Below are 12,138 nucleotides of genomic sequence, written 5' to 3' on the forward strand. Positions count from 1 at the left end.
AAAACGTTATACAAGCCGTATATAAAAAGACAATGAAATTATCAGACTTTAATGAATCCGTTGAACGACTTTTCAAACTGAAGATTGATAGGGATACAAATCATTATCAATACTATAGATTTGATGAACTTGAAATAAGACTAAAAAAGAAACTTTATCGCGAAACTTGTGAAAAGCTTGATGCTTTTACAACGATTGAAGGTTACGAACTTTTTTCTCCAAAATACTATGAAGTTTCATTAAGTCAAGGTTCGCGAATATATTATGGCGGTAGAGATGAGATTTATAAAAAGGACAACGTAAATGGACTAGATTACTTCTTAAAATCCCCTTCTAACGAATACTTGGTCTTCTTTATTAAGAATTTAATCGAGTTAGCAAATTCTGAAGGGTTAGGCAGACCACCTTTAACGCTTAATCGGCTAAGAAATAGAATGTATTACCGAAACAAAGAGAATGAAACTCTTGAACTGTTTGAGGTTCTTAAAGAATCAATTCCAAGATTTCAAACTTTACAAATATCTTCTCAAAACGAGAAGAATCTTAAAGATTTTGAAAGCAATACTTCTTCGTTTCTTTTCACACTTGGCTTTAATACAGACCTTTCTTTTCTTCCTACAAATATTACAGAAGATTTTAGCCGTACAATAAGGATAGGGAGGATAAGAAGAGCCAGTATAGATGACATTGAAGCACCTAAGCGAAAGTATCTTCAAGACTTAATATTATTCTATCAAAAAGGAATCTCAGCCGAAAGTGCTGACTTACAGTTTCTTTCATTCTACCATATCTTAGAACACTTCTTTGAGAAAATATACAATGAAGAACTTATCCAATCAGTACAAGACAAACTAACCGCACCTTCTTTTTCATACAAAAGATCAAAAGACCTTAATAGTTTAATCAAAGTCATTCAGGATAAGTTAAAATATAAGAATGAAGAATTTCAGATTAACGAACCAGAAGCTTTACGACTAGTTCTAGACAAGTTCATTGAAGACTTTGAAGAAATAAAACAAGAAATAAAAACCTATGATGAAAAGCTTCTAGATTACTACAAGACCAATGAAGTTTCTTTTTCAAAAGGCAATAAAGTGAACTTTAATGAAGAGCGACAGTCAATCCTTAAAAACCTAAGGGAAAGAATTTATAAGACCCGAAATTCTATTGTTCATAGCAAGGAAACAGACAAGACAAAATATCTTCCATTTAAACACGATAAAGAGCTATCACATGAGATAATTCTAATGCGAATAATTGCAGAAAAAATCGTTATTGGTAGTTCACAAGAATTATAAAAAATACACTGTATAACTTAAGATGGACATAAAACATAGGTCGGCATTGATTTACACAAATTTCGGTTTGTAGAAAACTTAGTCTCGGCTGACAAGTTCACTTCCACAAAGCAAACTTAGTTTCCTATCCGCGACCATTAAACAAACACCCCGTTTTACCATAGCGCGTTTAATTCTCTCAACCACACAAAACCGCAACTGGCTTATAATTATGAATTCTCCGTAAAGTCCGGTATTGGATAGGCACGTTCTACACCTAGCGTAACGCACAAAGAACAAGAGGTTTTATCTTATGGAACAAAGGTATCGGCGTTTTCAAAAATTAAAATAAACCCTTTTATCGCCGACAAAACATTCTTCGAAAACCACACATTAGATGTTGCCAACTGGATGATCATCATTCAGCTGTTTAAAGAACTATCTATTGAGGCTTCGAGGTATAATACGAATATGCAGTTAAATTAATGGTGCGTTTTTCTTTTGGGGAAAGCGCAGGATTGTATATCCTTTCGTCCCAATCCTGAAAATGAAACGAACATGAATTTTATTCATTTCAAATTCAACAAGTTATTGAATAAAATTTATGAGAGTTCCTGAATGTATTATAATTTTTTGAAAATTTAGAAATCAAAAAATTATAAACAGATGAAAAGCTTCACTGCTACCGCAGTTTACTTTTTTTGTTTAAAAATATGCTTTGAAGTAAACTCCAGCATATTTTTAAACAAAAAAAGTCTACACAATCGTGTAGACTTTTCGAGTTAATGTGGGAAGAGCAGGATTCGAACCTGCGAAGGTAAAAACCAACAGATTTACAGTCTGTCCTCGTTGGCCGCTTGAGTATCTTCCCAAAACCGAGCGCAAATATATTATTGTTGAATATTTTTACCAAAGAAAAAAGAGATTACTTTAACGTGAGTTCAGCTTAAATTCAACATAAAGAATAGCAAAAAGTTCAATAAAAATAAGTACTTGTCACCTTGAGCATTTCTGAAATGAAATATATTTTCATTGAAAGTACCTCGCGAAGCTAATCGAAAGGCATCCAAATAACGTTATTTAAACTAGGTTTCGACTACGCTCAACCTGACAACAGTTAATAACTTGCTGATTTTCAAAAATAAAAGCAAAATTTCATTGAACTCAAGTTACTTTATTGATTTTTCTCAAAGCTGGCAAGACCTATTTGGTGTCATGCTGAACTCGTTTCAGCATCTCATCTTAATCATTAAAAACGAAGCAACCGTTTACCTCCTAACAAGGAGTAAGTAAGAGAGATGTAAAAAAAATTATAACTCGTAACGCAACCTAAACGTCACAAATCTGGGCTGAATAAAGTACTCTATCGCACTTACAGAAACATTACCGGCATTACTCCTATTTTGACTTTTTGTATCTAAAATATTAGTAGCCCTAACTTCAAATTCCCATTTGCTATCTTGGTCTTTTCTGTAAGACAACGATGCATTCCAAAACTCAAAACTATTTATGGTTTTTTCTTCATCGCTGAAATTATTATAGCTATAATCGGTCTTAAAGGTAAATTTCTTTAAAATTAAAGCATCGAACTCAACCGATGGCGCTCGTGTAAAAAACTTAGTTCTATTGGCACCTTGGTCATTATCTTGAATTGTATGTCTGTAACCAATTTCAAAATTGGGCGCTTCCCTAAAATTGGTACTTAAACTGGTTCTGTAGGTGTAGGTGTAATTTTCGTTTACAGAGCGCACCGAGTTAATAATCTGGTTAAACTTAGCATAATTGAAGTTTCCGTTTACCCGAGCTTTAAACTTTCCTACAGTCTTTTCTATTCTACCTGAAGCACTAGCGTTTTCATCGGCAAAATCTGAATTAAAAGGTGAAATAACACGTACCACGCTGCCAGGCTGAAACTGTGATGTTGTTCTTATACGATCTATGGTTTTAGAATAGCTCAACCTTCCCACAACATTGGTATAATTAAACATATTAAAACTGAAATACGATAAATTAACATTATGAGCTAGGGCACTTTCTAGTTCTTGTTCTCCAGAATACAGCGCATTGTAATTGTTTAAAACTAAACCGCGTGCCAATTGATTTACATCTGTAAAATTGGTAGACATGCGATAGTTGAAAATAATCTGCTCACTATTTTTTAACTGAATACGTGTATTAAAATCTGGTAAAAGCCTAAAAAAGTTATCGGTGTAGCTTACATTAAACTGGTTGTTTTTTGCACTGTAGGCATGGGCAGAAACCCCAGGCCTAAACGTAAATATCCCTAGTTTTAATCTGTAATGTAATCCCAAATACACATCACTAAACGTGTAATTAATGGCGTTGCCATCTAGTGCGTTTGGTATATTCGTACTTGACTGTAATCTATCGCCATTATCTAAATACTGAAAGATATTTGAGTTAAAATCCTGCTCACTATAAATTGTTCCTAAAGTGAAGTTTAAATCACTTTTGGTATTTAGAACATTCCAGTAATCTATCTTCGCATCCAGTTGATTGGACTTTACGCGTTTTTCTTGCGCAATATTATAGTCTATTTGTGCATTTTCTAACCCCAAAGCATTAGCCGTATTTTCGTAATTGGCTTTATCCTCGAGAATAGCGTTGTAAAAGGGGTCTTCATCCTGAAATAAATGCTGCACTTCGAGAGCAAAAATGTTATTATCGTTTAACGTGTAATAATAATTAAGATTCTGATTTATACTAAAGGGTGTTATGGTCTCGTTCTGGTCGATATCACCAATTACAGAAGACACAAAAATTTGATTTTGAGATTCTTTTGATGTTCTTGCCAACACATCATAATCCAACTGATTATTTACATTGGGTTTGTAATTGGCACTCAGTTTTAACATGCCCAAATCGCTTCTCTGCGTAGTATTACTCTCGGTATCTTCGTCTGGAACATTCAAATCTGGGTTTGTAAACGTAATAGAGCGGTTCTCTTGTAAATCGGTTCTACTATTAGAAAAAATGGCAAACCCGCTAAAATCTAGAGTCTTTTTTGGTGCATAACTAAAATTGGCTGCCCCAAACTTGGTATTGATGTATTTAGCTCGGTTATTTTGAAGCGTTAAAAACCCAATATCATTACTACCTAAATCAATGTTCGTTCCACTGCTCCTGCTGGGCGACCTAAAACCTCCTGTAAATTTAAAATAGTCTCTACGTGTAAAAGCCACCTCGCCAATATTATTTAAATCCCCAATAAGGTTTATACTATATTCTGGGCTATAATAAAACAACTTAGGCTGAGCCAAGAACAAGGTTTCATCTGGCGAATCACCAATGCCTCCAGTAACCGTTCCAAACCAGAATTTCTTTTTGCCTTCTTTCAGTTTTATATTTATGGCAATGTTATCTTGGTTATTGGTTACACCTCTTAACTGACTAACCTCAGCATAATTTTTAAGAACTTCAACTTTATCAACGGCATTAGCCGGAATATTTTCTACGGCCAGTTTAGAATCACCATCAAAGAAATCTTTTCCCTCTACCATAACCTTTCCAACCGTTTTACCTTCCACCTCAATCTCACCATCGTCGTTAAGCTCTACTCCGGGCAGCTTTTTTAAAACATCTCCTAATTTCCGTTCGGTACCAGATTTAAAAGAATCGGCGTTATATACAATGGTATCACCCTTAACGGTTACGGGCATTTCGTAAACAAGTTCTACAGCTTCAAGAGCATTATCAACTTGCAATGTGAAATTTTTAATCACAGGCGCGTCCTTAGTTTCCAGACTCGCTTGGGCTGTTTTCATACCAACGTAACTTACTTGAATGGTATAGGCTGTATTTTTTTCTACAGATAGCTTATAACGCCCTTCGTTATTTGTGATACCATAGGCATCCAATTTTTGTGTTGCTTGGTTTATAGCTATAACATTTGCTAACTCTAGCGGTGTGCCTATACTATCCTTTACGGTACCCTCAAGCCTAATTTGAGCAAAAGTATACCCAACCGTAAAAAGAAGTATTAGTAGAAGATATTGTTTCATGGAAATTATTCGGTTTTATAATGCACAAGCAGCTCGTAAGCACAATGCAAAACTGGTTAGTTAAATTACCTGTGAGTTTATGATGTGTTATAAGGGTTAGCCTCGGCCACGACCTCCGCCACCTGGACGGCCACCACCTCTTCTAAAGTTTTCGCGCATTTCTTGCATTTTCTTTTTTGATATCTCATCGAACTCAGCACGGCTTACTTCTTTACCTTTTGATGGCACTTTAATACCTTCTTTCTCCTTAGGATTCATGACTATCTTAGAACACAGTATTGTGGTTCTCCCTTCGTTAACTTCAAGAATTAAACCCGGCAATCCCCAATAATCACTTGGACCTTGACTTACCGGAATCTGAGGCGTATACCAAACCACAACCTCAATCTCATCGAGCTTAGGCTCTGGTTGCTCTTCTGGTTGTTCTTCTCCTGGTCTGGGTCTTCTAAAATTAACATCCAAACCATATTTTATCTTTTTGCCTATGGCCTTGAAACAGGTGTATTGACCAATTTGTTTAGTTTCTCCGGTCATTTTCCATTCAAAAGAAGGAATGGAATCTTTGATTAAAAACTTTTTACCGAAAACTTCACGTTCTTGCAAGAAACTGCGATTCTGAATATTTTTATATTGGTTACCATCCACGAAGTTTCCCATCATCATGGTTCGGAAACCACCGCCACCGCCGCCCGGTGCGTCTAGTGTTTCTTCTTCCTTATAAATAGATTCTGATTTATTAAACGTTAGAATAAACGTTTTTTCGAGAGCGCTTTTTATTCTAGCAGCTATACGCTTTTTTTGCTCTTCATCCATGCCCGGCCTACCAAAGTTGGCCATGTCTATCGTGGTTTTAGATTTGTAATACGCCTTTCCTTGAAAATCTTGCGCTACTATTGAGTTAGACATCAATAGTACAATGAATAGCATCGCGATTTTTAATGGTAATTGTTTCATCTATGGATTTGTTAATTGGTTAATCTAGATTATAATGCTAAGACCAAAATACAAATTCATAGTTTAAATCGTAGACGTTAATTTTTAGTTAAATAAAAATGCGAAGCTTATCGAGTACTCCTGCCTATTCTATTTTCTCTAAACTCTCGCATCTTTTTGAAGATGATATCGACGTACTCATTTTTTGAGACGTATTTACCTTTTTCCGGAATTTCAATCTTGTTTTTTTCCTTAGGGTTGATAACCACCTTAGAACATAAAACAGTGGTGCCGTTGTAGCTAACCTCTAAAATGAGACCAGGCAAACCCCAAAATTCTGAAGGCCCATGGCTGACAGGTATTTTTGGTGTATACCATGCTACTATTTGAGTCATTTCAATGTCCTCGGGTTTCTGGTCTCCTTCATTATTTTCTGAAGATGTCGCTGCCTCTTTATTCGCATCTCGCTTTCTCATTTTACTCCAAGAAAAAGACCACCATTCTAAATCTGAACTAGGAATTAAACATACCGCTTTGTAACAAGTATAGTTTCCAATAGTTTTGGTTTCAGTACCAAGGTTCCAGTTAAATTTTTGAATGTTATCGTCGATTACAAATCGTTTACCATAAAACTCCTGCTGCTGTACAATCTTGTTATCCTTAACATTTTTATATTGTGTACCTGCCCTAAAGTTTTTCCCCCAAGAATCTGTTGCTCCAGAAATAGCATCGAGCACCTCTTCTTCTTTGTATGTAGATTCTGTTTTGTTAAAAGTTAGAACAAACGTTTTCTCCAATCTGTTTTTCAGTCGGGCTGCTATTTGCTTTTTTTGTTGCTGACTCATTGTAGCTCCCCATCTGCCAAGTTCTAAGGCAGACTTAGATTGGTAATAGGCTTTGCCTTGAAACTCCTGACCATGTATACAAACTGAACCTAACAGAACGATACAAAAGGAGATTATTTTTAGAACAGATTTCATGAGAGTTAGATTTTTTTGTTTAACAAATATACTAAATTATTAAACAAAATATAAGCCATGGGGTTAAACTAAACTTCAATAAGCAATTTTTTTTAAGTCTACCTTATACCTTATTACAGAAAAATTGGTTTGATTTTTGTAATTTTCAAGCAACAATGAAACATCTATTTTTTTTATTTTTTCTATTTCCTTTTTTTGTATTCGCTCAAAAAAGTATTGATACAGCACTTTTAAAAACCACTGAATTTACCAGTGATAAAATTATTGCCATAGATAATTTTGGAACTGTTTTTTATTTACAAGAAAATACTATCTACAGAAAAACAACTTCAGAGACACTATCTTACAATAATTTACAATTGGGTGAAGTAACATCGGCCAACGCTTTCAACCCTCTGAAAATAAATTTATTTTATCACGATTTTAATACCATTATTATACTCGATAATAGGTTAGCAGAAATTTTCAGGATTGACTTCAACAGAATTCTTCCCTACAAGAACGTAACCCATGTTTCTGCAGGCTTTGACAACACGCTGTGGCTTTTTAATCAAGACAATCAACAGCTAGAATTATACAATTATAAAAATAACACTACACAGGCCAGGTCATTACCCATTCAAAATAAAATTCTAGACCTGGTTAGTAATTACAACAACGTTTGGCTGTTAACCGAAGACTATATTTACGAGTATAATTACTTTGGAAACCTAGTCAGTAAAACAAAAAACCAAGGATATTCTGAGCTTATTGAGAACAATGGAAATCTCATTTTAAAAAAACAAAACGCGTTGTACTACCAAGGAAAAAACGATAACGAAGCCACTTTAATTACACTACCAAATTTGTTGATAAATCAGTTTTTTGTAACCAATGAAACCTTGTATATTTACCAGAATCAAAAACTACAACAATTTCAATTAAAAATAAATTAAGTATGCATATTGCAATTGCCGGAAATATTGGAGCTGGAAAAACAACCTTAACCAAATTACTCGCGAAGCATTATAAATGGGAGGCCCAATTAGAAGATGTTGTAGACAACCCTTATCTAGATGACTTTTACAACCAAATGGAACGCTGGAGTTTTAATCTTCAAGTGTACTTTTTAAATAGCAGATTCCGCCAAGTATTACAAATTAGGGAAAGCGGCAAAGACATTATACAAGACCGAACAATATATGAAGATGCTCATATTTTTGCACCCAATTTGCACGCTATGGGCCTAATGACCAATAGAGATTTTGAAAATTATAAATCGCTTTTCGATTTAATGGAGTCTTTAGTTAAAGGTCCCGATCTATTAATCTACCTAAGAAGTTCTATCCCTAATTTAGTATCTCAAATTCACAAAAGAGGAAGAGACTACGAAAACTCTATTAGTATCGATTATTTGAGCAGACTAAACGAACGCTACGAAGCGTGGATTCATGGCTATAAGAATGGAAAATTGGTAATTATCGATGTAGACAACTTAAACTTTGTGGACAACCCAGAAGATTTAGGAAGTGTGATTAATACCATCGATGCCGAGATAAATGGTCTATTTTAAAAATAGAATTTAAAGCATAATAAAAAACCACGCCTTTCGGCGTGGTTTTTAGTTTTAGTTAGTTTTGATTTAGTTTAGTTCACTTAAAATTGCTATTTATTTAACTCTTTTTAATTGTATTAATATGCGCTTTCACTTCAGTTTCAGTCCCTTCAAAAGTTTGATAACTGGTTGATTCCTCACCATTTTCAACGGTTACAATAGTTACAACCGCTTTTGCTGTACCATCATCATTTGTAGTCATATCTACTTTCACTTCCTTGGTGATTTCAACCATTTCAACATCGGGAGCATTTTCGTTATAAGCTTGTACAGCCTCATCTGACACCAAACTAGGTGCAATAACCAAAGCAACAACACTCATTAATTTTAATAAAATGTTTAATGAAGGTCCTGAGGTATCTTTAAAAGGATCACCTACAGTATCTCCAACAACTGCCGCTTTATGAGCATCTGTCCCTTTTCTACCTTGCTCCTCAATAGTTTTTTTAGCATTATCCCAAGCGCCACCTGCATTAGACTGGAAAATAGCCATTAAAACACCACAGGTTGTTACACCAGCCAATAAACCTCCTAGCATTTCTGCTCCTCCAATAAATCCAACGGCAACAGGAACAGCAATCGCCAATAAACCTGGTAATACCATTTCCTTGATAGAAGCTTTTGTAGAAATATCGACACACTTATCGTATTCAGCAACACCGTTTGCCGCATCAAATATCTTTCTATCAGCATCTGAAGCTTTACTCATATCAGAATCATATTTTCTCATGATTTCTAAAGCTGCTTTTAACTGAGGAATATCCCTAAACTGTCTACGCACCTCTTCAATCATGGCCATTGCAGCTCTACCAACAGCATTCATTGACAACGCAGAAAACACAAATGGCAACATACCACCTACTAGTAATCCGGCCATAATTTTTGGTTGGGAAACATCAATAGACTCTACCCCTGCAGTTTCCATGAAAGCTGCGAACAAAGCCAACGCCGTTAAGGCTGCAGAAGCAATAGCAAACCCTTTTCCAATAGCAGCAGTAGTATTTCCAACAGCATCTAATTTATCTGTACGCTCTCTTACCTCACTTGGCAACTCGGCCATTTCGGCAATACCACCAGCATTATCAGAAATTGGTCCGTAAGCGTCGACTGCCAATTGAATACCTGTATTTGCAAGCATTCCCACAGCGGCAATTGCGATACCATATAATCCGGCAAAATGATGCGACACTAAAATTGCAGCAGCTATTAAAATGATAGGAAACATAGTCGACATCATCCCTATACCTAAACCAGCAATAATATTAGTTGCAGCTCCAGTTTCAGATTGGTTAACTATCGAATTTACTGGTTTTGTCCCTGTCCCTGTATAATATTCAGTTACCTTCCCTACGGCTAATCCAGCTATTAAACCAGCTAAAACCGCATAAAACACACCTATGGAACCATGTTCAAAACTTGAGGTTCCAGCTAACATGATATCAATGATGAAGTATGAAGCCACTACCATTAGTCCGGCAGAACCAAACTCTCCAATATTTAGGGCTTTGTGGGGAGAACCGCCATCTTTTACCCTAACAAAGAAGGTTCCTATTATGGACATAACAATTCCTATAGCTGCTAATACCAATGGCAAATAGACTGCTCCTAGGCCGTCAAAATCACCTGTTGTGATTAGTGCCCCAAGAACCATTGTACCAATAATTGAACCTACATAAGACTCAAATAAATCGGCACCCATTCCAGCAACATCACCTACATTATCACCAACATTATCTGCAATAGTAGCAGGATTTAACGGGTGATCTTCAGGAATACCTGCTTCTACTTTACCTACTAAGTCTGCACCTACATCGGCAGCTTTAGTGTAAATACCACCACCAACACGAGCAAACAACGCAATAGATGATGCCCCGAGTGAGAATCCAGACAGCACGTTGAGCACTTCTGTGATACCCCATCCTTGCGCACTGTAGACCATAAACAATCCACTTAATCCTAAAACCCCAAGACCTACAACACCAAGTCCCATAACTGCTCCACCAGCAAAAGCTACTTCTAGCGCCTTGCCCAAAGAATTTCTAGCAGCACTTGTAGTTCTTACATTGGCCTTGGTTGCTACTTTCATTCCAATAAAACCAGCTAAAGCAGAACAAATGGCACCTACTATAAATGAAACAGCGACCATACCATTAGACCCATCTTCACTACTTCCTTTAAAATACAAAAGAACTGCAACTGCAATTACAAAAACTGATAATATTTTATACTCTGCTTTTAGGAAAGACATAGCTCCATCAGCTATATTCTTTGCAATTACTTTCATGGTTTCTGTACCTTCATCTTGTTTGGATACCCATGCACTTTTTATAAAAACAAAAGCTAAAGCTAAGACTCCAAAAAGCGGTAAAAAATCTACAATAAATTCCATATTCTATTTAGTTGGTTTATAGTTAATACTTTTTTATAAGTCGCTAAAAATAGGAAAATAAAATTGATAAAAAAACCCCTTTAAATTAAATATTTTACACTAAATAACAGCTCAAATTACAGTATTGATAAAACTATGATTTATGTTATGTTTTTTCTTGGTTTTTACAAATGAAACTCGGGTGGTGACAAAAAAAACACAATCTACTGAACACCAATTATTTCAACAAAAAAAAGCCATCTTTACAGATGGCTTGAATATTTCAATGGAATATAGTATTCTAGATAACAAATGTTCGTTTTTTCTTGTGTTCGCTATTTTCGTATCGTTCAACACATTCGTGGTAAATCTTAACAGCTTCCTCAGCATTACCCCAACCGCCAACATCGACTTTCTTCTTTTCTAAATCCTTGTATACTTGGAAAAAATGCTCGATTTCCTTCAGCCTGTGTGGGTTTAAATCTGAAATATCAGATTTATTGCTCCATATTGGATCAGAAACTGGAACGCATATTAATTTTTCATCAGGACCTTTTTCATCAGCCATGTGGAAAACACCTATTGGTCTCACCTCCATTACTACCATAGGGTAAGTTGGTTGATGACCCAAAACAAGAATATCTAATGGATCCATATCTAAAGCTAGAGTTTCTGGAACAAATCCATAATCCCCTGGATACATCATTGATGAGAACAACATTCTATCAAAGCGTATCTTGTGTAGTGTAAAATCGTATTCGTATTTATTTCTACTTCCTTTAGGTATTTCAATTAACACATCAAAGGTTACATCATTCTTTTCTAAGTCTTTCTTCTTGGTCATAGTTAAGTATTTGGTTGACAAATGTACTGAAGAACTTAACCATTAACAACATAATATACTATGCTTACTTAATTTTTATGAAAGCCTAACATTAACTTAACTTAAACTACAAATTGTTAA

Annotated in this window: 8 protein-coding genes and 1 tRNA gene; 3 read left to right on the top strand and 6 right to left on the bottom strand. The window is 35.3% G+C overall.

The window, feature by feature from the left end:
* Positions 1 to 32: 32 nt before the first annotated feature.
* Complete coding sequence (locus M0214_RS03915) at positions 33 to 1,298, top strand: hypothetical protein (RefSeq protein WP_248724166.1); 1,266 nt, start codon at positions 33 to 35, stop codon at positions 1,296 to 1,298.
* A 767-nt stretch (positions 1,299 to 2,065) separates the two neighbouring features.
* Here the strand turns inward: M0214_RS03915 and M0214_RS03920 are convergent.
* The 4 genes from M0214_RS03920 to M0214_RS03935 all read right to left on the bottom strand — a co-directional run bounded on the left by M0214_RS03920 (position 2,066) and on the right by M0214_RS03935 (position 7,212).
* Positions 2,066 to 2,148, bottom strand: a tRNA-Tyr gene (locus M0214_RS03920).
* A gap of 439 nt (positions 2,149 to 2,587) precedes the next feature.
* The gene (locus tag M0214_RS03925; protein ID WP_248724167.1) at positions 2,588 to 5,299 is read right to left on the bottom strand and encodes a TonB-dependent receptor; all 2,712 of its coding nucleotides are present in this window, start codon (positions 5,297 to 5,299) and stop codon (positions 2,588 to 2,590) included.
* A gap of 96 nt (positions 5,300 to 5,395) precedes the next feature.
* Positions 5,396 to 6,253, bottom strand: coding sequence for a GLPGLI family protein (locus tag M0214_RS03930; RefSeq protein ID WP_248724168.1), 858 nt, complete (start codon positions 6,251 to 6,253; stop codon positions 5,396 to 5,398).
* Positions 6,254 to 6,360: 107 nt separating this feature from the next.
* Positions 6,361 to 7,212: a GLPGLI family protein gene (locus tag M0214_RS03935; RefSeq protein WP_248724169.1), complete on the bottom strand. Its 852-nt coding sequence runs from the start codon at positions 7,210 to 7,212 to the stop codon at positions 6,361 to 6,363.
* Positions 7,213 to 7,367: 155 nt separating this feature from the next.
* Here M0214_RS03935 and M0214_RS03940 point away from each other — a divergent pair, with 155 nt between their 5' ends.
* Positions 7,368 to 8,147 carry a hypothetical protein gene (locus M0214_RS03940; protein WP_248724170.1) on the top strand — a complete coding sequence of 260 codons (780 nt, stop codon included), beginning with the start codon at positions 7,368 to 7,370 and terminating at the stop codon, positions 8,145 to 8,147.
* Positions 8,148 to 8,149: 2 nt separating this feature from the next.
* A complete protein-coding gene (locus M0214_RS03945) occupies positions 8,150 to 8,764 on the top strand; it encodes a deoxynucleoside kinase (RefSeq protein WP_248724171.1) in 615 nt (204 codons plus the stop codon).
* Between the two features lie 100 nt (positions 8,765 to 8,864).
* Here M0214_RS03945 and M0214_RS03950 read toward each other — a convergent pair whose 3' ends face one another.
* On the bottom strand, positions 8,865 to 11,195 hold the full coding sequence (locus M0214_RS03950) for a sodium-translocating pyrophosphatase (protein WP_248724172.1): 2,331 nt from the start codon (positions 11,193 to 11,195) through the stop codon (positions 8,865 to 8,867).
* Positions 11,196 to 11,475: 280 nt separating this feature from the next.
* Entirely contained in the window at positions 11,476 to 12,018 is a 543-nt protein-coding gene (locus tag M0214_RS03955; protein WP_248724173.1) for an inorganic diphosphatase, read from the bottom strand.
* Positions 12,019 to 12,138 lie beyond the last annotated feature (120 nt).

The sequence above is a fragment of the Seonamhaeicola sp. ML3 genome, assembly GCF_023273855.1.
GTDB lineage: Bacteria > Bacteroidota > Bacteroidia > Flavobacteriales > Flavobacteriaceae > Seonamhaeicola.

Excerpts from the sequence above, each read along its gene's own strand:
- M0214_RS03915 (WP_248724166.1), top strand. The coding sequence starts at position 33 with ATGAAATTATCAGACTTTAATGAATCCGTTGAACGACTTTTCAAACTG.
- M0214_RS03925 (WP_248724167.1), bottom strand. The coding sequence starts at position 5,299 with ATGAAACAATATCTTCTACTAATACTTCTTTTTACGGTTGGGTATACT.
- M0214_RS03930 (WP_248724168.1), bottom strand. The coding sequence starts at position 6,253 with ATGAAACAATTACCATTAAAAATCGCGATGCTATTCATTGTACTATTG.
- M0214_RS03935 (WP_248724169.1), bottom strand. The coding sequence starts at position 7,212 with ATGAAATCTGTTCTAAAAATAATCTCCTTTTGTATCGTTCTGTTAGGT.
- M0214_RS03940 (WP_248724170.1), top strand. The coding sequence starts at position 7,368 with ATGAAACATCTATTTTTTTTATTTTTTCTATTTCCTTTTTTTGTATTC.
- M0214_RS03945 (WP_248724171.1), top strand. The coding sequence starts at position 8,150 with ATGCATATTGCAATTGCCGGAAATATTGGAGCTGGAAAAACAACCTTA.
- M0214_RS03950 (WP_248724172.1), bottom strand. The coding sequence starts at position 11,195 with ATGGAATTTATTGTAGATTTTTTACCGCTTTTTGGAGTCTTAGCTTTA.
- M0214_RS03955 (WP_248724173.1), bottom strand. The coding sequence starts at position 12,018 with ATGACCAAGAAGAAAGACTTAGAAAAGAATGATGTAACCTTTGATGTG.